26 protein-coding genes are annotated in these 26,402 nt (G+C 49.4%); all 26 read left to right on the top strand.

Features of this window, described 5'->3' with window-relative positions:
• Positions 1-43 precede the first annotated feature (43 nt).
• Positions 44-643, top strand: a complete 600-nt coding sequence (locus AYK67_RS13320) for a hypothetical protein (protein WP_068087701.1) — start codon at positions 44-46, stop codon at positions 641-643.
• Positions 528-1,958: a DNA-packaging protein gene (locus AYK67_RS13315; protein WP_244266925.1), complete on the top strand. Its 1,431-nt coding sequence runs from the start codon at positions 528-530 to the stop codon at positions 1,956-1,958. Before AYK67_RS13320 ends, AYK67_RS13315 begins: the two co-directional genes overlap by 116 nt.
• A gap of 165 nt (positions 1,959-2,123) precedes the next feature.
• Positions 2,124-3,359 carry a phage portal protein gene (locus tag AYK67_RS13310; protein WP_082735817.1) on the top strand — a complete coding sequence of 412 codons (1,236 nt, stop codon included), beginning with the start codon at positions 2,124-2,126 and terminating at the stop codon, positions 3,357-3,359.
• A gap of 111 nt (positions 3,360-3,470) precedes the next feature.
• On the top strand, positions 3,471-3,917 hold the full coding sequence (locus tag AYK67_RS13305; protein WP_244266924.1) for an HK97 family phage prohead protease: 447 nt from the start codon (positions 3,471-3,473) through the stop codon (positions 3,915-3,917).
• Positions 3,918-3,948: 31 nt separating this feature from the next.
• Complete coding sequence (locus AYK67_RS13300; protein WP_244266923.1) at positions 3,949-5,322, top strand: phage major capsid protein; 1,374 nt, start codon at positions 3,949-3,951, stop codon at positions 5,320-5,322.
• 95 nt (positions 5,323-5,417) lie between these two features.
• Positions 5,418-5,990, top strand: coding sequence for a head-tail connector protein (locus tag AYK67_RS13295; RefSeq protein ID WP_068087696.1), 573 nt, complete (start codon positions 5,418-5,420; stop codon positions 5,988-5,990).
• Entirely contained in the window at positions 5,987-6,313 is a 327-nt protein-coding gene (locus AYK67_RS13290; RefSeq protein ID WP_068087694.1) for a head-tail adaptor protein, read from the top strand. The genes AYK67_RS13295 and AYK67_RS13290 overlap by 4 nt, the downstream gene beginning before the upstream one ends.
• Before the next feature lie 27 nt (positions 6,314-6,340).
• Positions 6,341-6,736 carry a DUF3168 domain-containing protein gene (locus AYK67_RS13285; protein ID WP_068087691.1) on the top strand — a complete coding sequence of 132 codons (396 nt, stop codon included), beginning with the start codon at positions 6,341-6,343 and terminating at the stop codon, positions 6,734-6,736.
• 69 nt (positions 6,737-6,805) lie between these two features.
• Positions 6,806-7,222: a phage major tail protein, TP901-1 family gene (locus AYK67_RS13280; protein WP_068087688.1), complete on the top strand. Its 417-nt coding sequence runs from the start codon at positions 6,806-6,808 to the stop codon at positions 7,220-7,222.
• Between the two features lie 19 nt (positions 7,223-7,241).
• Positions 7,242-7,640, top strand: coding sequence for a gene transfer agent family protein (locus AYK67_RS13275; protein ID WP_068087682.1), 399 nt, complete (start codon positions 7,242-7,244; stop codon positions 7,638-7,640).
• On the top strand, positions 7,624-7,890 hold the full coding sequence (locus AYK67_RS13270) for a phage tail assembly chaperone (protein ID WP_068087679.1): 267 nt from the start codon (positions 7,624-7,626) through the stop codon (positions 7,888-7,890). The genes AYK67_RS13275 and AYK67_RS13270 overlap by 17 nt, the downstream gene beginning before the upstream one ends.
• A gap of 79 nt (positions 7,891-7,969) precedes the next feature.
• A complete protein-coding gene (locus tag AYK67_RS13265; protein ID WP_068087677.1) occupies positions 7,970-8,569 on the top strand; it encodes a phage tail tape measure protein in 600 nt (199 codons plus the stop codon).
• Positions 8,570-8,854: 285 nt separating this feature from the next.
• Positions 8,855-9,577: a DUF2460 domain-containing protein gene (locus AYK67_RS13260; protein WP_068087674.1), complete on the top strand. Its 723-nt coding sequence runs from the start codon at positions 8,855-8,857 to the stop codon at positions 9,575-9,577.
• Between the two features lie 15 nt (positions 9,578-9,592).
• Positions 9,593-10,537 (top strand): DUF2163 domain-containing protein, encoded by a 945-nt coding sequence (locus AYK67_RS13255; RefSeq protein WP_162265111.1) that lies wholly within the window; start codon positions 9,593-9,595, stop codon positions 10,535-10,537.
• A gap of 59 nt (positions 10,538-10,596) precedes the next feature.
• Positions 10,597-11,040, top strand: coding sequence for a C40 family peptidase (locus AYK67_RS13250; protein WP_068087669.1), 444 nt, complete (start codon positions 10,597-10,599; stop codon positions 11,038-11,040).
• Positions 11,041-11,082: 42 nt separating this feature from the next.
• On the top strand, positions 11,083-14,994 hold the full coding sequence (locus tag AYK67_RS13245) for a baseplate multidomain protein megatron (RefSeq protein WP_162265110.1): 3,912 nt from the start codon (positions 11,083-11,085) through the stop codon (positions 14,992-14,994).
• Positions 14,995-15,088: 94 nt separating this feature from the next.
• Positions 15,089-15,373 (top strand): PepSY domain-containing protein, encoded by a 285-nt coding sequence (locus tag AYK67_RS13240; protein ID WP_068087663.1) that lies wholly within the window; start codon positions 15,089-15,091, stop codon positions 15,371-15,373.
• A 59-nt stretch (positions 15,374-15,432) separates the two neighbouring features.
• A complete protein-coding gene (locus AYK67_RS13235; protein ID WP_068087660.1) occupies positions 15,433-16,107 on the top strand; it encodes a response regulator transcription factor in 675 nt (224 codons plus the stop codon).
• A gap of 162 nt (positions 16,108-16,269) precedes the next feature.
• Entirely contained in the window at positions 16,270-17,691 is a 1,422-nt protein-coding gene (locus AYK67_RS13230; protein ID WP_208976300.1) for an ATP-binding protein, read from the top strand.
• Between the two features lie 234 nt (positions 17,692-17,925).
• The gene (locus AYK67_RS13225; protein WP_068087657.1) at positions 17,926-18,387 is read left to right on the top strand and encodes an RT0821/Lpp0805 family surface protein; all 462 of its coding nucleotides are present in this window, start codon (positions 17,926-17,928) and stop codon (positions 18,385-18,387) included.
• A gap of 274 nt (positions 18,388-18,661) precedes the next feature.
• Positions 18,662-20,185: a hypothetical protein gene (locus tag AYK67_RS13220; protein ID WP_156453162.1), complete on the top strand. Its 1,524-nt coding sequence runs from the start codon at positions 18,662-18,664 to the stop codon at positions 20,183-20,185.
• A gap of 134 nt (positions 20,186-20,319) precedes the next feature.
• Positions 20,320-21,522, top strand: a complete 1,203-nt coding sequence (gene ccmI, locus AYK67_RS13215) for a c-type cytochrome biogenesis protein CcmI (protein WP_068087651.1) — start codon at positions 20,320-20,322, stop codon at positions 21,520-21,522.
• 85 nt (positions 21,523-21,607) lie between these two features.
• Positions 21,608-22,057, top strand: coding sequence for a cytochrome c maturation protein CcmE (gene ccmE, locus AYK67_RS13210; RefSeq protein WP_068087648.1), 450 nt, complete (start codon positions 21,608-21,610; stop codon positions 22,055-22,057).
• Between the two features lie 87 nt (positions 22,058-22,144).
• Positions 22,145-24,136, top strand: a complete 1,992-nt coding sequence (locus AYK67_RS13205; RefSeq protein ID WP_068087645.1) for a heme lyase CcmF/NrfE family subunit — start codon at positions 22,145-22,147, stop codon at positions 24,134-24,136.
• Between the two features lie 4 nt (positions 24,137-24,140).
• The gene (locus AYK67_RS13200; protein WP_068087730.1) at positions 24,141-24,620 is read left to right on the top strand and encodes a cytochrome c-type biogenesis protein; all 480 of its coding nucleotides are present in this window, start codon (positions 24,141-24,143) and stop codon (positions 24,618-24,620) included.
• A gap of 147 nt (positions 24,621-24,767) precedes the next feature.
• Positions 24,768-26,282, top strand: coding sequence for a Do family serine endopeptidase (locus tag AYK67_RS13195; protein WP_068087643.1), 1,515 nt, complete (start codon positions 24,768-24,770; stop codon positions 26,280-26,282).
• Positions 26,283-26,402 lie beyond the last annotated feature (120 nt).

The following is a 26,402-nucleotide window of genomic DNA, read 5'->3' as shown; positions in this document are numbered from 1 at the left end:
CCATTCAGATAATTAACCATACCATTGAGAGAGGGGCAATACTTTGCGTAAAATCCGCAAAAATAAACCGTTGCCGCCGAGCTTTTGGAGCAATTTGCGCCAACAGGTAGAAAGCAAAGAAGTGAATATAGCCCAATTGGCCCGCAGCCATAACTTGCCGCTCTCTACCTTACGTGGGCGCATGCGCCGTGAGGGGTGGCAGCGTTTTAAGGCGGGTAATGCAAACAGCCTGCCAGATAGTCAAACGGGCCAAGCGCCAGAACAAACACAACAAAAGCAGATGATAGCAAGGTTGTTTTCCGCCTTTGAAAACCAGGTGGAGGCACTTGAACACCAGTTGGCAACCTATGAAAACGGGCTGGAACAAGAAACCTCAGCTGGCCGCTCCAATACGGCGAGAAAAAACAGGCGGGAAAGCAAACCTAATGTGCAGACCGAACAAAAAATGAAGGCACTGATAGCAACCGCAAAAACCCTGCAATCTTTATTCGCGCTACAAGAAACCCAAAGAAAACAGCAGATCGGCAATGGCACAACCAAAAGGCAGTCAGACCATGTCATGCGACAGCAACTTGCGAAACGCCTTGCTAAAATGCACCAGCAAACCGCGCCTAATACGCTTTCTAAACACCCTAAGCCCTGAGGAAGTGGAGTTCCTATACTATGATTGGTCGGTGTTTGCCCATGACTACCAAAGGGCACCGAAGTCCAATTTTACCACTTGGCTGTTTATGGGGGGGCGCGGGGCAGGCAAAACCCGGGCAGGGGCCGAATGGGTCCGCATGCTGGCAAAAACCAGTGCGGCAAAGCTATCGCAGGACGAGCAAATTAAAGTCGCGCTTATCGGCCAAACCTATGCCGATGTCCGGGAGGTGATGATTGAAGGGCCATCAGGGTTATTGGCAGTCCACCCACCGAGCCAACGCCCGAAGTGGATACCTTCGCGGCGTTTGCTGCAATGGCAAAATGGAGCCACCGCCTATGCCTTCTCGTCCGAAGACCCCGAGGCACTGCGCGGACCACAGTTCACCCACGCCTGGTGCGATGAAATTGGCAAATGGCAAAACGCAATCGAAACCTATGACATGTTACAATTCGGTTTGCGACTGGGGGAGAGACCGCAACAACTGCTCACCACAACACCAAGGCCAACACCACTTTTAAAAATGCTACTAAAAAATCACAGTAGACACGAGGCCGTGACTGGAGGGGAAGAAAAGGCGGAAGTCGACACAGGGTTCTATTTAACTCACGCCACCACTAAAGATAATGCTGCCTTTCTCGCACCAAGCTTTTTGCAAGGTGTATTCAACAAGTATGCCGGTACCCGCTTAGGCCGTCAGGAACTGCAAGGTGAATTGATCGCGGACAGTGAAGACAGTTTGTTCCAGCGCGTATGGTTTGAAAAAGAGCGCCTGGCACAAGCACCGGAACTGGTGAAAGTCGTGTTGGCGGTAGACCCCCCAGCCACCAGCGGCAAACAAGCCGATGCATGCGGTATCGTTGCCGTTGGTCTGGATGAGAAAAGCCATTTATACGTCATTGCCGACCATAGCCGCCAAGGCTTACGCCCCGCACAATGGGCAAGTCATGTGGTGCATGTAGCGCAGCATTTACAAGCCGATTACGTTGTTGCCGAGACCAATCAGGGCGGCGAAATGGTGGCGCAAATGATTGCCAGCATCGACCCCGCTGTACCGGTAAAAAGCGTCCATGCCAGCACCAGCAAAAGCCGTCGTGCCGAACCAGTAGCCCTGCTATACGAGCAAGGAAAGGTACATCATACGGGAAGTTTTCCCGAGCTGGAAGATGAACTCATGAGCTTGAGCATGAGCGAAAATACAAGCGGCTATCGCGCCAAAAATAAAAAATCACCCGACCGTGCCGATGCGTTGATTTGGGCCATCCGTGAGCTTGCACTCAAGCCAAAAGCCACACCCAAAATGAGGGTACTTTAGCTATTTCAATAGCTTAATTGGTATTGTTGAATCATTTTTTCAACCAAAGTTCCAGTTGAATCAATTTGTTAACGTCTAAAGACCGCAGCTAAGAAAATACCCGCGAACCTGCAGGAAATAGGAAAGGTCAAATCGCCCACCCTCCTAAAAAAGGGAAGTTAAAACATGCGCTTACCAAGGTTACTTGAATCACTTTTTTCAAAGAGCGAAAGCAATCATTTCACCAGTAACAATTACACCACCAACCGGAAACCAGATTTGCCAGCCAGCGAGATAAAAGCCTCGCGGACAATGAAATTGGCTGCCCTAACAAAGCAGGGGCAAGCCCGTTGGACACCGCGCGATTATGCGGCACTTGCACGCGAAGGCTATAGTAAAAATCCTGTTGTTTACCGCTGTGTCCGTATGATTAGCGAAGCGGCGGCATCACTCCCGCTCACCTTGGTGAAGGGGCGGGATGAATTGCAACAGCACCCTTTACTGGAGCTGTTACAACAACCAAGCCAAGGCACTACAGCTGCGAGTTTTTGGGAGGCTGTTTATGGCAATCTCCTCACGGCAGGCAACGCCTATATCGAGCAGGTGAGTTTGAATGCAACACCACGTGAATTACACGTGCTGCGCCCGGACCGCATAAAGGTCGTAACCGATAAAAATGGCTGGGTAAGTGCCTGGGATTATCAGCTCGCCGGGCGTAGCATGCGCATTGCTACACAGCTTGATGCACCCATAGCACCATTGTTGCATATAAAAATGTTTCACCCCCTCAACGACCATTACGGCTTTGCCCCGCTGGAAGCGGCTTTGCTGGCACTCGACAGCCACAACGCAGCCGCTACCTGGAACAAGGCACTGTTGGATAATGCAGCCTGTCCCACAGGCGCACTTGTATATGGTGGCAGTGAGGTGATGAACCTCACCGAAGACCAGTTCCAAAGCTTAAAGGCAGAATTGGAAGGCAGCTATCAAGGAGCGCGCAATGCTGGCCGCCCGCTGTTGCTGGAAGGGGGGCTGGAGTGGCGACCCATGGGACTATCCCCCAAGGATCTGGAGTTCACAGCTGTTAAAAATCAGGCCGCACGGGAAATAGCACTGGCGTTTGGCATACCGCCCATGGTGCTGGGTATACCGGGCGACAACACCTACGCCACCTATAGCGAGGCCAACCGGGCATTCTGGCGTCAATGCGTTATTCCGCTGGTGCGTCGCTGCACCAGTGAACTCGCCTGTTGGCTCGCGCCCGCCTATGGTGAAAGTTTGCGCCTGGCCCCCAATTTGGATGCAATCGAAGCGCTTTCTTCCGAACGCGCTAATTTATGGCAGCGTATCAATGCGGCAGATTTTTTAACCGATAACGAAAAGCGCCATGCCGTGGGCTATGCCCCGCACCCGTCACCATAATCGCCATATAGGCGAACATCGCTCTATGGGCGTGCTGCGACGGTAATACTGCCCGCAAAATCCGACAACTTCCCGTCACGAAGACAAATACACAAAGGAGGAACTGCTTGCGTGTCCTGCACACCTCTTGTCATGGCCATTGAAGGCTATGCCAGCCGCTTTAATGAAGCTGATGCGGGTGGCGATATCATAAAGCCGGGTGCTTTTACCCAAACCCTTGCCAATAAACCCCCGAGCGCCATCAAGATGTTATGGCAACACGACCCCGCCCAGCCAATTGGTGTCTGGCAGCGTATCTATGAAGACCAAAGCGGCTTGTTCGCGCAAGGCCTTTTGATTGGCGGCGTGCAAAAAGCTGCTGACGTTATGGCTTTGGTGAGCTGCGGTAGCATCAACTCCCTGTCTATCGGCTTTAAAACCGGGCGTGCCCGCGCGCACCCGCAAGCTGCGCATCGGGAAGTCCTGAGTGTAGATCTTTGGGAAGTCTCTCTGGTGACTTTTCCGCTGCTCGCAACGGCCAGATTTTGGCCGCGCCCATTACCGAAAAATGACTTTTAGCGAAACCATTGCAAACTTAAGGAACAATATCATGTCCAAGCATACGAACAGCCCAAGTCCGTTGGAAACAAAAGACTTAACCCGCCAACCACAAATGCGGCCAAATACACGACCAGATACACTGGCCCCCAAGCAAAAAGGGCAGTATCAGTTTTCTACGCCCCCCAAATTCTCCTATGTGCCCGATAGTGTGCAGGCAGCCTACCAATCTCTCAACCATGCCCACGATGAATTTATAAAAACCAACGATACCCGGCAGGCACTGGAGCAAAAAGGCCAGGCAGATGTATTGCTGCTTGAAAAGCTCATGCGCTTGGATGGCGAGCTGGACACCAGATTGCAGGCATTGGAAGCATTGGCCTTAAAAACCCGCCGTCCGGCACTCTCGCAATACGCGCACACCACCGACCAACAAGGGGAAGCTGCGGAGTTCGCCCATCAGTATCGCGGTGCATTTATTAACTATATGCGCAAAGGCGCTGATGACAGTTTACGGCAACTGGAAAGTAAGGCATTGCACATTGGCGGTGATAGCGATGGCGGCTATCTGGTGCCAGAGCAGACCGAGGCACAAATACTTACCGCATTGACCAAAGTCTCGCCGCTGCGTTCCATTGCCGGTCAGCGACAAGTATCAGCCAGTGTCTACAAGCGCCCCTTTAGTATCAACGGTCCGGCCACCGGTTGGGTGGGCGAAACGGCTGATCGCCCGCAAACCCAAAGCCCCGAACTGGCCGAGCTGGCATTTCCAACCATGGAACTTTACGCCATGCCCGCCGCCACCCAGAGCCTGCTTGATGATAGCGCGGTGAATGTGGAAGAATGGATCGCCCAAGAAGTGGAGACAGCCTTTGCTGAGCAGGAGAGCGAAGCATTTGTTTCCGGAACCGGCAACAATATGCCCACCGGTTTTCTCGCTTATCCGATAATTGAGGAAACCAGCTGGAGCTGGGGCAAACTGGGCACGATAAAAACCGGTGTTAATGGGGCACTGCCCGCAACCGCACCGACCGATAAACTGATTGATCTCATATACACCTTGAAAAGTGGCTATCGGCAAAATGCCAGTTTTGTCTTCAACCGTAAAACCCAAGCACACCTGCGCAAGTTAAAAGATAACGACGGCAACTATATTTGGCAGCCGCCCGCCAACGCCAACAATAAAGCCTCCTTGATGGGCTTTCCCGTGGTGGAACTGGAGCACATGCCGGATATGAGCGACAACAGCCTGCCAATAGCATTTGGTGACTTTGCACGCGGATATTTGGTGGTGGACCGCTTGGGTGTCAAAATATTGCGCGATCCTTATTCCGCAAAACCCTACGTGCTGTTTTACATCACCAAACGCGTGGGCGGCGGTGTTCAAGACTTCAATGCCATCAAACTGATGCAATTATCAGCCTGATTTTACCGCGCCCGGCTTGCCCCAAAAGCCCAAAAGCCCTTGTGCCAGCGGGGCAAGTCAACACGCCCATTTTCAAACAAAGATCAGGAAACATCATGACAGCGGTTTTGGTCGAATACCCCAAAAGCGAACCGGTAACTCTTGCAATGGCTCGTATGCATTTACGCATTTCGCACGCCCATGAGAACGAGCTAATTAGCCACTTGATACAATCAGCCCGTCAACAAGTGGAACAGATGACCGGCCGGGCGCTCATCAACCAGCTTTGGCGTCTTTACATCGAAGATGTTCCCCAAAGTGGCCGCATCACGCTGCCCAAAGCGCCAGTGAGCCAAATTACCAGCATAACGGCCTATGATGGTGCCGGTTACCCCGTCCTCATCGATCAAGATAAATGGCGCAGCAAACTAAACGCCAATCCACCCGCCCTACAATTGTTGCCATTGGCCGAGATAAAGGCAAAAGCGCAAAATGGGTTGGAAGTTGACTTCATTGCTGGTTATGGCGAGAGTGCAGAGAGCGTTCCTGAAGCTTTGAAAACCGCCATTTTGTTACTCGTCGGGTTTTGGTACGAACATCGCACGGGCGCACATACCGGCAAGCTGACAGATTTACTGCCCCACGGCCTCGATCATGCCTTGTCACCGTTTAAGGTGCTGCGCCTATGAAAACGGGCAGCAACTATAATGAACCGGTAGAACTGCTAAGACCCGTATTTGATGCCGAAATGGAGCAGGTAGAAAGCTGGCAGACAATGGGCCTTTATTGGGTCCACATTGACAGCTTTCAAGCGAACGCACACAGCCAGATGCAAACCCAGCGCAGCGAGACCCGTTATCGGTTGCGTATGCGTGCGCCTTGTCCCTTGCGCCCCGGTTGGCGCATGAAAACTCAAAATGCACTTTGGGAGGTGGAGGCGGTAAGCTCAACACTCCAGCAGCGTGGTGATATCCTCGTGCTTGCAATTGAGCGCGAAGTGCGTGCCATCTGATGCTGGCCAGTCAAGGAAACAGCCCGAATGCTAGACCATAAGCAGCAAATGACGGCCATTATCATGGCTTTGCGCCAGCGCGCGCAGCTGACAAGGTTTCTTGGTGATCCCCCAAGAATATACAGTTTGCCACCACGCGGTTGCCCTTTTCCGTTTTTAGTGCTGGACCGGATCAACTCGCAAGCGTTGACAGCAGACCAACAGGCGTTGTGGCGTTTGAATTTCACGCTGATTGTTTACAGTGCTGGGCAAAAAAGAGGGCAGGGGCTGGCAATCATGGACCAGGCCGGAGAGGCGCTGCAAGATGCTGTGATGCGCGGCGACTTACTTGCCATCACAAGTTGGCAGCAACGTGCTGAGCATCGTAAAGATGGCAAAACAACTACAGTTTATCGCAGTTTTCAGCTTCTGGCGCAGCAATAAGCACCAGCCCTAGTGCAGGTTCGCGCACAAAGCCATTTCCTTTTTCATTACAATCAAAGCGAGGTCGATATGTCCGTAAAGACAGGGCGTGACTTGCTGTTAAAGCTCGATCACGACAATACCGGTAATTTTAAAAGCGTGGCTGGGTTGCGCTCGCGCCGCATTGCCTTCAACGCCAATGCGGCCGATATAACCACAACGGAAAGTGCAGGACGTTGGCGCGAATTACTGCAAGGTTCTGGAACACGCAGTGTTAGCTTATCAGGGCGGGGCATTTTCCGCGATGACGATAGCAGTCAGCAAGTACAGGCCCTTTTTTTTGCCAGCCAGCAAGTGCCATGGCGCCTCATCATCAATGGTTTTGGCCAGATTGAAGCACCATTTCATATCTCGGCACTTGAGTATGCCGGTGAATTTAACGGAGAAATGAACTACGAACTGGCCCTTGAATCGGCTGGCCAGGTCATATTCTCCGCGCTCGGTTAACGGTGCTTTGGGAGGCTCAATGATAAAGAACCAGATCGTTTCCCACCAATCGAGGGGGAACGCCATTCGCGGTGAAATCATCGCCAAAATGAACGGCAAAAACCAGCCACTCTTGTTGTCATTAGGCGCATTGGCGCAACTGGAAACGGCACTTGGTTGCAATTCGCTTGCGCAGTTGGCAACAGATTTAAGCTCGGGTGCGATTTCTGCCAAGCAAATTCGTGCTGTTATTTCTGCCGGAAGTTATGGCGCTGGGCACCCCTTGAGTGAACAAGAGCTGGACAGTTTGACAACGGCTAACGGGGTTGCCGGGCTGATTGCTATCACCCGAGATTTACTTGTGGCAACATTTGCCCCAAATCCGCAGGAAGCCGAAACGGGCAACCACAACGAGTCCGATCATGATCCAAAAGCTTGAACTGCCATTTGAGCGAGCAAACACCACAGCCAACATGCAGCCACAACAACTGGATTATCCCCTCGAATTGGCCTTTGTCAAAATGGCTGCACTCTTTGGTTTCGCGCCCCAGACAATATGGAGTTTAACCCCCAAAGAGGTGGCACTCTTGCTCAAAGCAGCCGCACAGTCACATCAAGCGCGACAAGAGCCACCAGCCATGAACTGCCAAGTCCTTGAGGGGCTTATTTCCAAGTATCCCGATACGTGAATGAAAAGGCTCATTATTTGAATAAGTGGCGAACGAGACAGCGCAACGTGGGGTCTCAAGTGAAAGTCGGGAGGGCTAAATGGACGATTGGCAAAGGCAGGATCAAAGTTCACTGCTTTCAAAACAACAGCTAAATCAGCTTGAAGAAGCTTTGCATGGCCTAGAAGGGCTGGCCGATAGGTTTTCTCATAAACTGGTGGGGGGCCTGAAAGCGGCTACGATAGAAGGCCAGTCCCTCTCGCAAATCATGCGGCAAATCTATTTGGACATGTCGCAAAGTGCCCTACAACATTCTTTGAAGCCATTGCAAACAGCACTCGCAACAGGTTTGCAAAGCATTTTTGCCAATACAGGCACCGCACCCTTGAGCTTTAACAATTCAGGTTCACGCGTACCCTTGCCGCAAATGTTTGCCAGCGGAGGTATAATAAATGCGCCAACGCACTTCAATTTACCTGCAGGAAATAGCGGCGTGATGGGAGAGGCGGGGCCAGAGGCCATCATACCGCTAAAGCGCGATAAAAGCGGTCAATTGGGCGTGGCCGGTCCTGCTGCGATGGGAGGAGGTAACATCACAATAAATATAAGCACACCGGATGTGGGTGGCTTTCATGCATCTTCTACGCAAATCGCGGCAATGGTGGCCCGCGCCGCCGGACGGGGACGACGCGGGCTATAACGTCGGCGTTGAAGAGGAGGGACTCAAGAACCGACGTGTTTCTGCCCCACTGGAGGGCGTAATTCTTGAACGTACTGTCAACGCGCGTTCAAGCGCAAAGCTGACAATCATGTGCAAAGCAATAGGTTACTTCAGTTTTTCCGTCCTTGAGAAAAGTCAAAGCCAATCACTTTAATGCGCATTCGCCCCTGAAAACTATGGGGTAATTTAAAATAGATACAATCTATTCAAGACCGCCCTGTTTTCGCCAACGACCGAGTTTCAGATCACAAAACCGAGGTAAGCATGAGTTTTTTGCAGCAAAGATTTCCCTTGCAAATTGCTTTTGGAATGAGCGGCGGGCCTCAATGGCAAACCCAAATAGCCACAATGACCAACGGTAAAGAAGCTCGAAACGGGACATGGTCGCAAGCACGAAGGCGATATGATGCGGCAAGTGGTGTACGCTCGCTTGCTGATCTGCAACAATTGTTTGTGTTGTTTGCCGCAGCGAAAGGTCGGTTAAATGGCTTTCGTTTTCAAGACCCCTTTGATTATTGCTCCTGTGTTTTGCCAGGCCCTCCCACACCACAAGATTGTTTACAGGCTTTTGCGACAGGCTCCCTTGAGAGCCGCTACCAACTTGTGAAGGTTTATCGCCCAAGCACAATGCAAAGCGAAAGTGCCCAAGAAGCTTTGGAAACTGAAAGCCAGTGGAACCAATGGGGCAAGCGGGCCATAACACGGCCACATCAAGACAGCCTGCTGATCGCCATTGAAGGGGTTGCATTGCCCTCAAACACATACAGTTTGGATGTGGCGAGCGGGCAATTTTATTTTCTTCAAGGAAGTGTGCCAGCAAAAGGGGCACGCATAACGGCCGGTTTTACCTTTGATACCCCGGTACGCTTTGACAGTGACACACTGGAAGTGACGATGGAGAGTTTTGAGGCCGGTCAATTACCAACCATTCCACTGATAGAAATTATTGAGGCGGAATTGCCGCAAATTGACTGGTCCAGCCCGTAGTTGAAGGAGGCGCTTGTGAAACACGCGCAAGATGGCCAAGGTAGCGAGGCGCTGCAGGCCGAAAAGAAGCTGCAAAAACATCTGGAAAGTGAGGTGACCACACTGGCCCACTGCTGGATAATGCGAGCTAAAACTGGCAGGCAATTGGGATTTACCGAACATGATAGCCCGATACTTTTAAAAACGGTTTTGTGTCAGCCAGAACTTGTCGTTACAGCGGGTAAAAGCCAAAGTGAAAAAGGCTTTACTCCGGGAAGCGAGGAAGTTCGGGGCATTATTAACTCAAAAGGTTTGGAGAGCGCCGACTTGCTCTCTGGGGTTTGGGATAATGCTGAAGTGCTGGTGTATTGGGTCAACTGGCAAGACAGCAGTGCCTATAAACTCATGCGCCGCGCCTACCTTGGGGCGGTGCGTTATGACGGCCAACTGTTCCATGCCGAATTGATGGGTCTCGCCGCCAAACTCGACCAACGAAAGGGGCATGTCTTTTCGCGTCAATGCAATGCCGAGCTGGGCGATGCAGCTTGTGGGGTAGATATTCATCACCCCGATTATGCCTATGAAATGCAAGTCATTGAGCAGCAGGGGGATCATCGCTTGCTATTAAACGCAAATGCAGCGGTTCCCGCGGGCTTTTTCACCCATGGAAAAATTGAGGTACTCACAGGGCCGTTAAAGGGCTTGGTGCAAACAATTGTCGACCATGAAGTTATCCCGTCGCAATCCGCTAGCGCCAGCACCACCATACGTTTAACACTGTGGGCAGAGTTGAAGCACACACTGACAACCGATGACAGAGTGCGCGTTATTGTCGGCTGCGATAAAGCATGGACCACTTGCCAACGAAAATTCAAAAATCCAATTAACTTTCAAGGTTTTCCGCAAATGCCCGGCAATGACTTTGTTTTGGCAGGCCCTGAGCAAGCCAGTGGCCAAAACGACGGTGCTACGCTTACTTAAAACCTTTGCACTTTACCTGCGCTCCCGCACATACACACGTCCAATAGGGATGGAAAATCATGGAACAGAGCCAATGGACCAATTTGGTGGTGCGTTTGGCAAGGAGCTGGATTGGCACTCCCTACCGCCATCAGGCAAGCAAATATCAGGTTGGTTGTGATTGTTTGGGGCTGGTGCGTGGGATTTATCGCAAACTGTACGGCGATGAACCGCAAGCTGTACCGCCCTATAATATGTATTGGGCGGAGGCTGCGAAAGAAGGTCATGACCCTTTAAAAGAAGCAGCCCAAAAATACTTAATGCCAATCTCAACACCCGCAATAACACCCGCCCAAGTTTTGCTCTTTCGTTGGAACATGACAAGCCCCTGCAAACATTTGGGAATTGCCACATCTAAAGACGCCTTTGTACATGCCTACGAAGCCGCAGGTACAGTTGAAAGCCCGCTTATCGGCGTGTGGAAAAAGAAAATCGCTGCCCGCTTTCTCTTTCCCATGCCTTGAATGCTCAATGGCCATTTATGCAAAGCAACGAGGATCATTAAAATGGCAACAATGGTTTTATCGGGAATTGGCGCTGCTGTGGGCGGTGCCATTGGCGGGCCGTTTGGTATGATCGCTGGTCAGGCATTGGGGGCTATTGGAGGCTCGCTCATCGACCAAGCGTTGTTTGCCACAACCAAGAGGACGCATGTTGGCCAGATCGGCAATGTCAACCTGCAAACCTCCACAGAAGGCCGACCCTTGACGTACCTATACGGCACCATGCGTTTGCAAGGTGAGATAATTTGGGCCACTCGCTATGAGGAAACGATTGAAACCGAAGAGCAAGGCGGTGGCAAGGCGGCTCAGCCCAGTGCCGAAATATCCCATCATCGCTATTATGCCAATGTGGCTTTGGCGATTTGCGTCGGCCCCGTCAATCATTTACGGCGCATATGGGCAAATGGCCGCGAGTTGGACCTGACAACCATTAACTATCGTTTTTATAAGGGCGATAAACACCAGTTACCCGACCCGCTTATCAAGGCGAAGCAGGGGGAGACCCCTGCCTATCGCGGCATTTGCTATATCGTATTCGAGCGTTTGCCCCTTCATGCCTATGGCAACCGTATTCCACAATTCGCGTTTGAAGTCATGCGCGCAGTGGAGCCACTTGAAAAACAGATACAAGCCATAACCTTGATACCAGGCTCTGGAGAGTTTGTTTATGAAACCGCTCAGGTCTTGCAAAAAACGGGTCTGGCAACATCAAAACTCCTCAACCGTCACCAGTGGGCACAGCAAACGGATGTTTTAAGCTCTTTAGAGGAATTGCTCGCACTTTGTCCGAACCTGCGCCAAGTGGCACTGGTAAGCTGCTGGTTTGGTGATGACTTGCGTGCAGGTAACTGCCGCATTACCCCCCGCGTGGCCCACCATGAAGCCCAAACAACCCCGCACCAATGGCAAGTGGACGCGCGCCAGCGCCGCCAAGTACCGGTTGTCTCAAGAGTGAATGGCCGCCCTGCCTTTGGGGGGACACCATCAGATAGCGCTCTTGTTTCAATCATGAAATGGCTCAAGCAACGTGGTGTCGAGGTTGTGCTCTATCCCTTTTTGATGATGGATATCAAAGACGACAATACATTGCCCAACCCTGATGCTCAGGGCAATCAGCCGCCGTATCCATGGCGCGGCCGCATAACTCTTGCAAACAAGAGCCATGCAGGAACCGCACAAGCGACCAATGAAATTGCTGCGTTTATGGGAACAAAGAACGACCATGGGTATCGCCGCTTTATTCTTCACCATGCCCAATTGGCCCGCCTTGGCGGCGCAAAGGCCCTGCTCATTGGCAGCGAGATGCGGACTTTAACAAGAACAAGAGCCAGTAAAGAGCAACCTCAAGGCGATCTGTACCCATTTGTAAACGCCCTTAAGGACTTGTTGCGCCAAGCACGAGAAATCGTGGGCCCTAGCAGCCAAACCAAACTATCATATGCCGCGGACTGGTCAGAATACGCTGCGCACCAGCCAGAGGCAGGAACACTACAATTTCCGCTCGATCCATTATGGGCGGATGAGAACCTCGACTTCATAGCCATCGATAACTACTTGCCCTTAAGTGATATTCGCGATGATGCGGGCGCGTTCGCTGCCTATCATATCCCAACGCTTAAATCTCAGATATGTGGCGGTGAATACTACGACTGGTATTATGCCAATGACAAAGCAAGGGAACAAAAAGAACGCCTGCCAATCACTGATGGTGACTATGGCGAGCCTTGGCTCTATCAGGCCAAGGCAATTGTAAAGTACTTTTCAAACCATCACTTCCCGCGTCACAAAGGCATTCGCCAGCAAACGCCAACAGCCTATAAACCCCTATCAAAACCCCTGTGGTTTACCGAGCTTGGTTGCCCCGCAGTTGATCGCGGCGCCAACCAGCCTAATGTTTTTTATGATCCCAAATCCAGTGAGAGTAGGTTGCCGCATTTTTCTAGGGGGATACAGGATGATTTGGCCCAAAGACGCTATTTGCAAGCCATGCTCGAGTATTGGCATGAAAAACAAGGCACTTTAGAAAACCCTGAATGGCGAGCGGGGGAAGCACTTATTGCGCCAAAAAATATGTTTATCTGGACTTGGGATGCAAGGCCTTTCCCGGCTTTTCCAAACCTGCAAGATGTATGGGCCGACGGCGATAATTGGCGTCAAGGGCACTGGTTGAACGGGCGTCTTGGTACCGTAAGCCTGCCAGGGCTATTGACAGCTATAGCTGCAGATTTTGACATCCCCTCGAACATCTTTACGACAGAGGAAACGCTTGGCACCATAGCAGGCTTCACAGTATCGGGCTTAAGCAGCTTTCAAGAGGCGGTTGAACCTTTATTACCGCTTTTTGACGCTGGGCTATATGATCGGGGGCCAGTGCTTAAACTGCAAAATACCAGTATGCCAATAAGCTCCAGCACTAAAGGGGAGCCATTTCTGAAGCTATCGCTAAAAAATGATTTGATACTGGCAAATTCGCGACCACAAATAGAGTTTTTTTATGAAGAGCACAGCCGACTTCCTAAAAAGGTGCAATTGGTAACCGCGGACCCGCTGAATGATTATGAAAGCAACGCATTCAGCACTGGAATCGTCTCTGGAGACAAAGCCGATATCATTGTTTCTTCATTGCCGGCTGCGATGGGTGCGCAGCAAGCCAGTTTATGTACGCAGTTAATGTTGCACCAGCTCTGGCAAAAACGCCAAGGATTGAAGTTTGTCACAGATAACAAAAAACTCGATATTGTTTCGGGGAGATTTCTAGAAATTGAAACGGCACAAAATGGCGATCTCTCGCAATCAACACGATGGTGTGTGGAACAAATAAATCGATCTGATAAGTTAGAAGTCAGCGCAGTTAAGGCAAGCGATCCGCTGTTAAGGGTAAACCGTCAATTGCAGCCAAGTTTTGGCGCACCAAAACAAAGGCATAACTCACTTCCCAGTGCAGGAACCCCTTGGGTTGAACTCTTAGAATTACCCCGCTTTAGAAACCAGGAACGCGACGAAGGGCAACCTCATATTGCTGCGACAATGACACCATGGCCAGGTGCCGTGGCCATATACAAAGGCGAAGGTGACAGCCATGCAATGAGCTTGAAACCGCTTATGCAAATAAAGCAACCGGCAACAATGGGGCGCACGCGATCAGTCTTATCACAAGCGTTACAAGACAGAATAAACCCCCATCAAATGCTAGATGTAGAGTTGGCGCACGGCCAGCTCTTGAGCCGCAGCCAAAACGAGGTGTTTGCAGGCGCAAATGCAATTGCGGTTAAGAATGGCGGTCCAATAGAGAGTGATCAATGGGAAGTGATACAGTTCTTCAAGGCCGAGCTGATTGCAAAAAACAGTTATCGCCTTTCGAAACTACTTCGGGGACAATTGGGAACACCGCCAAAGCCAATCGAAAAGGGAATGCCCGTCGTACTACTGGATCATGCGGTTCACAGTATACCATTCAAAATTGAGCAGATTGGTTATGAACATCATTATCAGGCTGTAGCACAAGGGCATCCTTTGCTGCCTATTAATGTTGCAAGGTTAACTGTGTTGAGCAAAGGGCGCAGCTTGCGCCCTTATGCGCCTGTTCATGCACGTTTGCGCCATTTTAATGATGGACTTAAGATTAGTTTTATACCGCGTACCCGTTGGAATGGTGATAACTGGCACTTATATGAAGTACCGTTAAATGAGACTTTGGAAAAATATCTTATAAAAATAATTGGTGACTCTGGAGATATTCTGCGAGAAGAAATAATATACAAACCTGAGTATTATTATTCTCGGGAAAATATAATTGCTGACTTTAAGGAGATTCCTAAGTATATACCCTTTGTTATGGCGCAGATATCAACAGTTGTAGGTACTGGAGATTTCTTATCTGAAAGGCTATATGTGCCACCTTCTTTTTTTATGTGAAGTTAATACAAAAGGCCTAAGTGCTCTTTAAACGTAAAGAAAATGAAAGAAACATTCATCTTGAGTTCAGGAAGGGCCAATTAGAAAGTCTGCTATGAAAAGACACCAACTCTTACGAAACCTTATCATGGCTTCTTTTGTCATGCTGTTGTCTATAACCAGTGTCGAGGCCGCTTGCCTTACAGCGCAGCAAGCCCGACATGCAGTTCAAAATAACCAGGCAGTCCCCTTGAGCGCCTTAGCAATCAACGGGCAGATAATTTCTGCCCAGCTGTGTCAGCAAGGGGGGCGACTTGTTTATGTTTTAAAGGTTTTGAATGAAGGTAATGTCAATCGGTTAGTTGTTGATGCAAAGCCTATAAAGAACCGCGGGGGATAGCGGAAAATTATAGGATTGGTATCGAAAGGTGGGAGCATGTCTTAAGCGGAGTATTTTTAATGCGATTGCTAGTTATAGAAGACGATAAAGACCTCAACCGCCAACTTGCTGCGGCCCTTACGGATGCAGGCTATGTTGTTGACCAAGCCTTTGATGGTGAGGAAGGGCATTTTTTAGGGGATACAGAGCCCTATGATACGATAATCTTGGATATTGGACTTCCTCAAATGGACGGCTTGTCTGTTCTGGAAAAATGGCGCCGTGATGGACGCACGATGCCAGTTATCATTTTAACCGCAAGAGACCGTTGGTCCGATAAAGTCGCGGGCATCGATGCTGGTGCCGATGATTATGTTGCCAAGCCTTTTCACATGGAGGAGGTGATTGCCAGGGTGCGCGCGCTCGTTAGAAGAGCGGCCGGATTGGCTTCCAACGAAATAACCATAGGTGATATTGTTCTGGACTTGCGTACCAGTAAAGTAACCAAGGATGGTTTGGCCCTTAAGCTAACATCGCTGGAATACAGACTTATAGCATACTTAATGCATCATAAAGGTCGGATCGTATCACGTACCGAGTTGATTGAGCATTTATATGATCAGGACTTTGACCGTGATTCCAATACTATTGAAGTATTTGTCGCAAGGCTCAGAAAAAAGGTTGGGGCACAATTTATAGAAACGGTGCGAGGCCTTGGCTATCGTGTAAAAGAACTAGAGCATCTGGAAGTCTAACAAAATGATTGGCGCATTCTCAAGCCATATTAATAGCTGGCATGCCTCCCATCCCTATGCGCTATCCTTTGAGTGCAAAACATATAAAATCCTCGCTTGGGAATGCGCTGTTTATAAAACGAGCAGAAGAATTATGACAGCTTTTGAATGGAAAGCATGTCGATGAAAATGATGCGAAAGCTTATGGCATCGACCCACCGTATTTCACTCGCACTTCGTTTGATACTGGTTGCTTCCATATGGGTGACGCTGGCATTGATTGTTGCCGGCTTTTTTCTCGTTAAACTGTTTCAAGATGCGGGCCAAAAGGCGCTGGATGATCGCCTAGATGTCCATATGACAGAGATATTAAGCGCTATTGCACGTAATCCTGGTAAACCCTTTTTTGCGGTCGTTGGCCGGGGTGAACCGCGTTTTTCTGTACCTCAATCTGGCTGGTACTGGACTGTCCGACTGGCGGAAGATCCAGATATCGTACTTTTTGACAGCCCCTCACTGTTTAGTGATCAGCTAAATATCTCTTCACTAGATGTTAACAATACCCTATCAGAAGACTTTCATCTTAGCTTCAAGGGGCCAGCAGGCGCACAACTGCGAGCTCTGGCACGCACAGTTCGCTTTGAGCGCCGCACCTCGTACTTAATTGTCGTTGCTGGTAGTACACAAGAACTGGGAGAAAGTATCAGTGCCTTTACCAATCAGGCAACCATAATGCTGGTAATATTGGGTCTGGGTTTGATACTTGCAATATTTATTCAAGTTCACTTTGGCCTACGGCCAATAAGAACGCTACAACGCTCGTTATTGGACATTCGAAAAGGACAAGCCGAAACGATTAACGACCAAATGCCTCGAGAGTTGCAACCGCTGGTCCATGAACTCAATGCACTGGTTAAATCAAACAGACAGATTGTCGAACGCGCCAGAGCCCATGTGGGTAACTTGGCGCATGCGTTGAAAACCCCGCTGGCTGTAATAATGAACGAAACCCGCAGCCAGTCAGATGATGTGACAGTAAAAGTACATGAGCAAACCTTGCTTATGAACGAACAAATTAAGCGATACTTGGAGAAGGCAAGAATGGCGGCACAGCGCCGTGTGGTTGGCGTTGCTTGTCCTGTTGAGCCGGTTTGCAAGAGCATGGCTCAAACCATGAAAAAAATATATCGCGATAAACAGATTGTTTTTGAGCTGAATTGTAATCAGCAAATTGCCTTTAGAGGTGAAAGGCAGGACCTGCAGGAAATCCTCGGAAACCTCCTTGATAATGCTTGCAAATGGTGTGTCGAAAAGGTCGCAGTTTCAGCGCAAATTCACGGCAATACCGAAGAGGAAACGTTTTTTTGGCAGCTTATCGTTGAAGATGATGGGCCAGGCCTGTCCACTGAGTTGCAACAGCAGGCCTTAAAGCGAGGCAAAAGACTGGATGAGAATGTGCCGGGTTCCGGATTGGGTCTATCTATTCTTGCTGATTTGGCAGAGGTTTATGGAGGGTCGATACAGCTTGATACCAGCCGCTTGGGCGGGTTGAAAGTGCTTATGTTTTTACCAATGACGGTTGTTCAAGTGACACCAAACCCTTGATTAATAGTAGGAGGTATTTATTATACTATTAAGTATAATTGGCTATTTGTAGTCCATATTAAGCAAGGGATTGATTCTAAGCGTGTTTCTAACACAAATATGCCCGACTTAATGGGTTGTGAACACAGTATAGAACAACAATGACGTTTATCGTGATTATGTAATTACTATTGGGAATAGCAGAAAGCCATTTTGGCCTTTTTTTTAATGGCCGTTGGCACACCAGGAGGGCCGATGTGCTCTAGTCAAAGGTACTTTATATTGCGTTGGAGTTTGATTTTCGGCTTGCTTTTTGTTCTTGCGGCATGCGCGACTTCACCTCAAGCCAACCTGCAGACAGATAGCGACGATTATTCCATTTTTGGTTTCTGGTCGCACTTGGACGGATCTAAGGAGGCCCAAGAGGCCATAGACAGTACTTTTAAAAAAGAGCTGGGATCGGTATTAAAAGATCGCGACTTGCAAACAGCCGTTGAGGCGCAGTCTTCAGCACTAAATAATATGGAAGGTAAGGAGCGCATTAACTGGAGCAATAGCCGCTCTGGACGTGGGGGAACGGTAAGCGTTGGCCCGCTCTATATGGTCAACAACACCCAATGCCGCGATTATGAACACACCATTCGCTTAGAGTTACAACAAAAAGTGGTCAGCGGTGCCGCATGCCTTAAAGATGGCCGTTGGCAACTTATTAATTAACCTGAAAGAGATGGTCTGTTGCACGCTCTCAGGATCTTCAGCGGCTCAGCAACCCCCTATCAATGTTAGATTATTGAAGTCGACTGCAAGAGTTGGGTAAAATGATCTTTGCATGCATGACAGATGCGCGTTAAAAGTTTAACTTGCATGCTTCGCGTCAATAATTGGTTAAGCATATGTGCCCATAAATAACGAAGGGGTACGAACAAGATTGGCGGCGATTCTGCAGAGCATAAGGTCACGTATGCAACGAGCATTGTTAAAAGAGCAAAAAATGAATGCATTGTTGGCAGACCTTTCTCCGAAGGCTCTGGCCATGCTTGAGCGTTCAGTACAAAAGACCAATTTTCACGGCTCCAGTTCGCAAGGGGCGGATATTCTTCTTTCAGTTTCGCGTTGTTTGTTAAATGGTCGGCCCATGCGTGCAAAGGCGCAACAACCACCATCATCCCTGACGCCTCTTCAAAAGGAAATATTTGCGCCACTACAACCTTTTTTGGTTGTGAACCCGCCCTTTAGTAAGGCTAGAGGGCTAATTGATAGACGTTTTATCGATGTCCTGTGGCAAATCGTTGAAGACCATTTGCTTGCCCCGGAGCTTGTTGCAGCTTTAAGCACAGCACAACGCAAAGCCGAGCAACAACAACGCGAACGCTTATCCTATGATTTAAAGCAGCTCACCGGCACATTGGCAGCGAACGAACGCGCATTATCATCAACAAAAGCGCCCTCCAATAATTATCAGCGGGAAGTTGAAGAGCTATGCCGCGAAGTGGCTCCGCGTTTACGCCGCCAAATCGTGGAGAAGGGCCAACTATTGCTTGTTGAGTTGAAAAAGGCGACGCCAGAAACTCGAGCACTGCGTGATCTACTCGAAGGCACAAAGGGCATTGCCGAGTTGGAAGATGCCATTGCGATTTTAAATGTAGCCCCAAAACTGCGTCATGTATTTGCGCAGCTGCCACCACTCGTTTCCCGAAACCACCATCTGGTTAACATCGAAGACTGCGGGCCACTCACTTCACTATTAAAACAACAGCCCGACATTGCTCCGTTTGCGGCCGTACTCCTGCATCAACGGGTGGGCGGGCAAAGCGCTACGCTGTTCAAGCTGGTTCAGTCATTAGCAAAAAATACCCTAGGAACTGAGCAGGAAACATCAAAGGACGCGTGCGGTCTCCAAAGCACGTCACCACTTACAGCACCCTTTGCAGAGATCGGCGAGTTCGCTTTTGCCATGTTCGAAAGTGAGCTGGAAGGGGCGCTGGTTTGGCGCAATGCAGCCTATGCCGAAATTGGCTTTCCGCAGGCCCTGGAGGGTGTCTTAAACTCGCTTGAGGACTTATCCGCAGCCGTTGCCATTGAAAAACACGATAAATGGGCACTACGACTTGAAAAATCCCGTCGGGCTCTTGCTGCCATATTACGCGAAGAGTTTGATTTGTTGATTTCGCAAATGAGCGTCGCCATGAATGCGCGCAGCATAGATGACGTATTGGCCACAGCCTCATATAAATCTGCACTCAAATCACTGCGCCTACTTAAGCTGGTGCGCCCGCTTGCACATACGGTTGCAATGGAAGCAGAGCTGGAAAAAACACATCAGAACCTCCTGCGTACCTTGTGGCAAACAAACGAAAACTACCTGCAAAATAGCAATGGCAGGCCAGAACAAGCCAGAGCTCCTACAGAGCTCAAACGTGAGCGCTTCCTGTCATTTTGCGAGAACTATTTAGGCACAGAAAAAACCGAGCAAATGCTTACAACAACACATATCAAGCATATGTTTCATAACTAGTTGTTTTTCCGCTCAATTTAATGTAGTTGGTCCATAGAAACTAAGCATTTGCGCGGATTCTCTAACAACTGCGACGGCTGGTCGCAGATAGGGCTGTTGCGTTTCTAGTTTAGAACTAGTCTATTGGCGAAACCATGACATTCTGGATTTTAATAGCGCTGTTAACATTGGCTGTGGCGCTTGCCGTATTAATTCCACTTCAGCGACAGCAGGCTGTGCAAGAAGCGCACGCAAGCGATGTGGAAGTGTTCAAGGCTCAATTGAAAGAGATTGACGCTGACTTGGAAAGCGGTGCGCTGGACGCGGACTTGGCTGAAGCAGCGCGAATTGAGGTATCAAGGCGTTTGTTGGCGGCGCACAAAGCTGCCAAACAAATAAAAACGGGTGGCAGCCATAAACTGCGAACGCGAGCATCGAGTTTGCTGGTTGTGCTTGTTATGCCACTGGCAGCTCTTGCTCTTTACCTTTCCTATGGGTCGCCAGACTTACCCGATGATCCCTATGAGCAGCGCTTGGCAAGGATGAACCAAAATCAAGCCAGCATAAAGGAAATGATCGCGCAAACAGAAGCGCACCTAGCAAATAATCCTGATGATGGCCGTGGTTGGCAAGTGCTGGCGCCAATTTATATGCGATCGGGCGAATACACCAAGGCAGCAAAGGCATTCCAGCAAGCCATTCGCACAATGGGCGATCTACCCGACTTGAAGATGGGGCTTGCTGAAGCACTTATTTTCGAAGCTGATGGCAAAGTAAATGATGTTGCTTTTGCTTTGCTGCAGGACTTGGAAAAAGTTGCTCCCGATGCCGTGAAACCGAGGTTTTATATAGCCGTGGCGCTTGGCCAACAGGGTAAAAGGCAACAAGCCATTGCTTTGTGGCAAAAGCTGATTGCACAAGCTGAGCCAGATGCCAGCTGGTTGCCGATTGCCAACAGTTATCTTGCCGATTTGCAAAACGAAGAAAAGCCAACCGAAAAAGAAAAAACAAAAAACGTTGATGACGCGCAATCAACAGCAGCTCAAAAAGAACCACTATTGAAAAACCCAGACGCGGAAACCGTTCGGGCAGCAAGTGAAATGAGTGCAACTGACCGCCAGCAGATGATTACGCAAATGGTCGATCAACTCAAAACTAGGCTGTATACAGATGGGGGCTCGTTGGCTGAATGGCAGCGCTTAATACGCTCTCAGATCATACTTGATGATACCGCTGAGGCACAAAATGCGCTCTGTAAGGCGATAGCAGCCTTTAAAGAAAATGCAGATGCAAATAAAACCCTTGAGCTTCTCGCATCTAAAATGGGCGTTTCCCCAAGTTCAGACTGTAAGAAGTAAAGTTGGAGTAAAAGCAACTGGTTAAACAAACGACACGTTTCATACGCACGGGTTTAACCATTGCCCCTCCAGGCAGGATTATAAAATGACACGTAAGCAAAGACGTCTTTCATTGATTGCGGTAGCCGGTGTTGTATTGGCCTGTGCAACCGCACTAGTGTTATATGCACTGAAAGGTGAAGTTTCTTTTTTCCTAGACCCAAGCCAGATCGTAACCAATAGGCCCGCGCCAGACCAAAGAATTCGTCTCGGCGGATTGGTTGAAACGGGTTCGGTAAAACGCGATCAAGGAGAGACCATCGAATTTCGTGTGACCGATGGTGAGCAAGAGGTAGCGGTAACCTTTACCGGAATACTGCCGGACTTGTTTCGCGAGGGGCAAGGAATTGTTGCCGAAGGCTATGTAAACCCGCAGGGTGTATTCGTTGCCGATCAAGTTTTGGCAAAGCATGATGAAAACTACATGCCGAAGGAAGTCGCAGATTCCCTTAAAAAGCAAGGGCACTGGAAAGACGAGTATCAGAACGGCTCGTAAAACATTCCTAGTATAATATAGAGTGTCTTGAACGCTTATAAGCGATAGGTAGGAGCACAGGGCGTATGGTTGCCCTATGAAAACAGCATGATCATTGAACTCGGTCACTATGCATTGATATTAGCTTTGGTGGTATCAGCACTGCAATCAGTGCTTCCTGTTTGGGGGGCACTCAAGCATGATACCCGCCTTACAGCTACTGCGCCCACGCTGGCCTACTTATCGTTTGCACTTGTATTGCTTGCCTTTTTGGCATTGACCCATGCCTATATAACCTCGGATTTTTCGGTTTTTAATGTTTTTGAGAACTCTCATACTGATAAGCCTTTGATCTACAAAATATCGGGAGTATGGGGCAATCACGAAGGCTCAATACTTCTTTGGGTGCTCATTTTGGTGCTATTTGGTGCGCTTGTTGCCGCATTCGGTAAAAACTTGCCTGCAGAACTCAAGGCCACCACATTAGGTACACAAGGCTGGGTTAGCTTTGCTTTCCTGCTATTCGTTGTGACAGCGTCAAATCCGTTTTTGCGCCTTGAGCAACCTCCGGTACAAGGGCAAGACCTGAACCCAATGTTGCAAGACATTGGATTGGCAATTCACCCGCCATTGCTCTATATCGGCTATGTTGGTTTCTCGATTGTGTTTTCTTTCGCCAGTGCCGCATTGCTGCTCGGGCGTTTGGATGCGGCATGGGCACGCTGGGTGCGCCCATGGGTTCTGGCAAGCTGGATTTTCTTAACACTTGGTATCGCAATGGGCTCCTACTGGGCTTATTACGAGCTGGGCTGGGGTGGCTGGTGGTTCTGGGATCCGGTTGAAAACGCGTCTTTCATGCCGTGGTTAACAGGTACAGCCCTAATGCACTCGGCACTGGTTATGGAAAAACGCGACTCCTTGAAGGTCTGGACCGTATTCCTAGCGATTGTAACATTCTCCCTCTCGCTGTTAGGAACGTTCCTGGTGCGCTCAGGAGTGTTAACGTCTGTGCACGCATTTGCCGTTGATCCGGCACGCGGCATATTCATTCTAACAATTCTGATAATTTTTATTTGTGGCTCATTGGCCCTGTTTGCCATGCGCGCACCATTACTACGTAAAGGTGGTATCTTTGCCCCCATTAGCCGTGAAGGTGCGTTGGTAATGAACAATCTGTTTTTAACCACAGCAACCGCTGCGGTGTTTTTTGGAACGCTCTACCCGCTTATTTTGGAAGCGGCCACAGGGGATAAAATATCCGTCGGGGCCCCTTTCTTTAATCTGACATTTGCACCCATTATGGTGCCGGTTCTCATCATGATGCCGTTTGGCCAGCTTTTGGCATGGAAGCGCGGCGACTTATGGGGCGTAACCCAGCGTTTAACCGGCGCATTTGTCTTGACCTTGTTAAGTGCAATTGCCCTTGGCTGGTGGATGGGTGGAAATCATATTTTCGCAGTAATTGGCTTTGGTTTTGCGCTCTGGGCCATCTTTGGTTCCCTATGGGAAATATGGGATCGCGTCCAACTCAAAAAAGTTGGTCCGGTGAGAGCTTGGAAACGCTTTTGGGGACTGCCTAAAACCGTATGGTCAACGGCGCTTGGGCACTTGGGTATTGGCCTGACAGCGCTCGGTATTGTCACCACCTCTGTTTATGAAACTGAAACCGTATTGGTCATGAAGCCGGGCGAGACCAGGCAAATAGGTGAGTATGACGTGACATACAAAGGCAACCGCGATCATGAGGGGCCCAATTATGTTGAGAGAGTTGCCTATTTCGATTTAAAACAGGACAACAAATTCCTTCACGAGATGGCTCCGACAAAACGCGTTTATAACGCCTCCGGCCGTCCGATGTCGGAAACCTCTATCGTGTCCTTTGGCTTCTCTCAGGTTTACTTTGCTGTTGGCGATGAAACCGAAGATGGTGGTATCGTAACACGAATTTATCATAAACCGCTTATACTGCTTATTTGGATCGGATGTCTTGTTATGTCCTTGGGCGGCTTTATTGGTATGATCGATCGCAGGTTACGTGTTGGTGCGCCAAAACCGGCCCAAAAACAACGTAAGAAACAACAGCAAGGAGCAGCGGCTTAAAGTGATTAAACCTAAAAAAACACAAGGGTTTATTGCAGTTCTATTCGCTTCGCTTTGGTTTCTATTTGCCCAGCAAGCGTTGGCGGTCAACCCTGATGAAATGTTATCGGACCCGAAACTGGAACAACGTGCCCGCGAAATTTCCAAGGAAGTGCGCTGTGTTGTTTGCCAGAACCAGTCTATTGATGATTCAAATGCCAAATTGGCAAAGGACCTGCGTATATTGGTTCGCGAGCGCATAAAGGCAGGTGATAGCGACCAGCAGGTATTGAATTACCTCGTTGATCGTTATGGCGAGTTTGTGTTGCTCAAACCAAGGTTCGAATTACACACGCTATTATTATGGATAGGTGGTCCTGTAATACTGCTCATAGGCATTGTGTTTCTCATCTCGGCGGCGCGCAAACGGAAACGGGATAGTGAACCGATGCCCTTGAGCGAAAAAGAAAAAGAAGAACTGGAAGACCTATTCAAGAACGAATAGGTCTTGTATGCCCCAATGATAACTTGGGGGTGTATAAAGCCAAAGATTACCAAATTGTAATGCTGGAGATAGGTATTTGTAAGGTTGCAGCTGTCATAGTGGCTTTCAACAAATTACTGTTGTTGCCATGAGATCTGGAGCTGACAAATGCCTCTCTATAATTGTTTATCCAAAACCCTGCGTACGCGCTTGATGGCTGGCACCATGGCTGTTGTCATGGCTGGTGGTGTTGCCACACCTGTTTTACTAGGCGCGCTGCCGGCAAATGCAGCACCTGTGAGTGTGAACGCTCCTGCCATAGCCAATTTTGCGCCCGTGGTGAAAGCGGTAAAGCCCGCCGTTGTGAGTGTGCGGGTGAAAACCGAGATCAAACAACAGGGTTTGATTGATGGTCTACCGCCAATGTTCCGCGATTTTCCCGATAACAACCCGTTTAAGCGCTTTTTTAAAGAATTTGGCGAGGACGGACAAAAGCACGGGAAAAAGCGTAAAGCTCCCAAGCGCTATGGACAGTCGCAAGGTTCTGGCTTCTTTATTTCCGAAGATGGTTATTTGGTAACAAATGAACATGTGGTCGATGGCGGCACAAAATTCACCATTGTGACCAATGATGGCGATGAATATGATGCCAAGCTTGTAGGTTCTGACAAGCGCTCAGACTTGGCACTACTCAAAGTTGATGAGAAGAAAAAGTTTACCTATGTCGACTTTGCCTCTGAAGCGCCGATGGTTGGCGAATGGGTAATTGCTGTCGGCAATCCCTTCGGTTTGGGCGGCACCGTAACGGCGGGTATTGTTTCTGCACGCGGGCGCGATATTGGTGCGGGCCTCTATGATGACTTCTTGCAAATTGATGCCTCTGTTAACCGCGGTAACTCAGGCGGCCCCGCTTTTAACGTAAAAGGTCAGGTTGTCGGCGTGAACTCGGCTATTATTTCGCCATCTGGTGGTAATGTGGGCATTGCTTTTGCCATTCCGGCGGCAACCACCAAAAAGATTATTGCCGATCTGAAGGAAGATGGCATGGTCACTCGCGGTTGGTTGGGCGTGCAAATTCAGCCAGTAACAAAAGACATTGCTGAATCGCTTGGCCTGGATAATGAAAACGGCACGATGGTTGCCGAAACCCAAAAAGGTACCCCCGCAGAAGCCGCGGGCTTCAAAGCAGGCGATATCATTTTAAAAGTCGATGGTAAAGAGGTGAATGGACCACGTGAACTGGCGAAGGTCATTGCCGGTTATTCTCCAGATACTACCGTTGAAATCGAGTTTTGGCGCAGTGGAAAAATTGAAACCACGGATGTGAAACTTGGTACTATTCCGAAAGATGAAAATGACAAGGCAACGCCATCTCAAAATGAAGATGCCAACGCGGCACTTGTCGATTCTCTCGGCCTTGAACTCTCGTCAGCCAAAGATGCAGGCGTTGAAGGCAAGGGTGTTGTAATTGTTTCGGTTGAACCTGACAGTCCGGCAGCAGATAAGAACCTGCGTGAGGGTTACATCATAACAGAGGTTGCAGGCACGAAAGTCAGCACTCCGGCAGATGTGGCCCAGCAAGTGGAAAAAGCCCGAGAGCAGGGCCGAAAAGCGGTCCTTTTGCGTGTGAATACGGCGAACAACACACTGTTCGTGGCTATACCGCTTAAAGACGATAAATAGAGCCCCCCCGAGAGCTCCAAGGTGGCTGGTAAGGTATACCAGCAACAACAACGGTGACAGCTCGCCCCAGCTGTCACCGCTTTGCATTTGCGCATAGCGCATGTATTCAACTATTTTTGG

This window comes from Polycladidibacter stylochi (assembly GCF_001562055.1).
Lineage (GTDB): Bacteria > Pseudomonadota > Alphaproteobacteria > Rhizobiales > Stappiaceae > Pseudovibrio > Pseudovibrio stylochi.
This window is presented reverse-complemented; position numbering and strand designations above follow the sequence as displayed.

What these genes read in the sequence shown, in the direction of transcription:
- AYK67_RS13315 (WP_244266925.1), top strand. Translation starts at nt 528, where the DNA reads ATGGCACAACCAAAAGGCAGTCAGACCATGTCATGCGACAGCAACTTG.
- AYK67_RS13310 (WP_082735817.1), top strand. Translation starts at nt 2,124, where the DNA reads ATGCGCTTACCAAGGTTACTTGAATCACTTTTTTCAAAGAGCGAAAGC.
- AYK67_RS13300 (WP_244266923.1), top strand. Translation starts at nt 3,949, where the DNA reads ATGTCCAAGCATACGAACAGCCCAAGTCCGTTGGAAACAAAAGACTTA.
- AYK67_RS13295 (WP_068087696.1), top strand. Translation starts at nt 5,418, where the DNA reads ATGACAGCGGTTTTGGTCGAATACCCCAAAAGCGAACCGGTAACTCTT.
- AYK67_RS13290 (WP_068087694.1), top strand. Translation starts at nt 5,987, where the DNA reads ATGAAAACGGGCAGCAACTATAATGAACCGGTAGAACTGCTAAGACCC.
- AYK67_RS13285 (WP_068087691.1), top strand. Translation starts at nt 6,341, where the DNA reads ATGCTAGACCATAAGCAGCAAATGACGGCCATTATCATGGCTTTGCGC.
- AYK67_RS13280 (WP_068087688.1), top strand. Translation starts at nt 6,806, where the DNA reads ATGTCCGTAAAGACAGGGCGTGACTTGCTGTTAAAGCTCGATCACGAC.
- AYK67_RS13275 (WP_068087682.1), top strand. Translation starts at nt 7,242, where the DNA reads ATGATAAAGAACCAGATCGTTTCCCACCAATCGAGGGGGAACGCCATT.
- AYK67_RS13270 (WP_068087679.1), top strand. Translation starts at nt 7,624, where the DNA reads ATGATCCAAAAGCTTGAACTGCCATTTGAGCGAGCAAACACCACAGCC.
- AYK67_RS13265 (WP_068087677.1), top strand. Translation starts at nt 7,970, where the DNA reads ATGGACGATTGGCAAAGGCAGGATCAAAGTTCACTGCTTTCAAAACAA.
- AYK67_RS13260 (WP_068087674.1), top strand. Translation starts at nt 8,855, where the DNA reads ATGAGTTTTTTGCAGCAAAGATTTCCCTTGCAAATTGCTTTTGGAATG.
- AYK67_RS13250 (WP_068087669.1), top strand. Translation starts at nt 10,597, where the DNA reads ATGGAACAGAGCCAATGGACCAATTTGGTGGTGCGTTTGGCAAGGAGC.
- AYK67_RS13245 (WP_162265110.1), top strand. Translation starts at nt 11,083, where the DNA reads ATGGCAACAATGGTTTTATCGGGAATTGGCGCTGCTGTGGGCGGTGCC.
- AYK67_RS13240 (WP_068087663.1), top strand. Translation starts at nt 15,089, where the DNA reads ATGAAAAGACACCAACTCTTACGAAACCTTATCATGGCTTCTTTTGTC.
- AYK67_RS13235 (WP_068087660.1), top strand. Translation starts at nt 15,433, where the DNA reads ATGCGATTGCTAGTTATAGAAGACGATAAAGACCTCAACCGCCAACTT.
- AYK67_RS13230 (WP_208976300.1), top strand. Translation starts at nt 16,270, where the DNA reads ATGAAAATGATGCGAAAGCTTATGGCATCGACCCACCGTATTTCACTC.
- AYK67_RS13225 (WP_068087657.1), top strand. Translation starts at nt 17,926, where the DNA reads ATGTGCTCTAGTCAAAGGTACTTTATATTGCGTTGGAGTTTGATTTTC.
- AYK67_RS13220 (WP_156453162.1), top strand. Translation starts at nt 18,662, where the DNA reads ATGAATGCATTGTTGGCAGACCTTTCTCCGAAGGCTCTGGCCATGCTT.
- ccmI (WP_068087651.1), top strand. Translation starts at nt 20,320, where the DNA reads ATGACATTCTGGATTTTAATAGCGCTGTTAACATTGGCTGTGGCGCTT.
- ccmE (WP_068087648.1), top strand. Translation starts at nt 21,608, where the DNA reads ATGACACGTAAGCAAAGACGTCTTTCATTGATTGCGGTAGCCGGTGTT.
- AYK67_RS13205 (WP_068087645.1), top strand. Translation starts at nt 22,145, where the DNA reads ATGATCATTGAACTCGGTCACTATGCATTGATATTAGCTTTGGTGGTA.
- AYK67_RS13195 (WP_068087643.1), top strand. Translation starts at nt 24,768, where the DNA reads ATGCCTCTCTATAATTGTTTATCCAAAACCCTGCGTACGCGCTTGATG.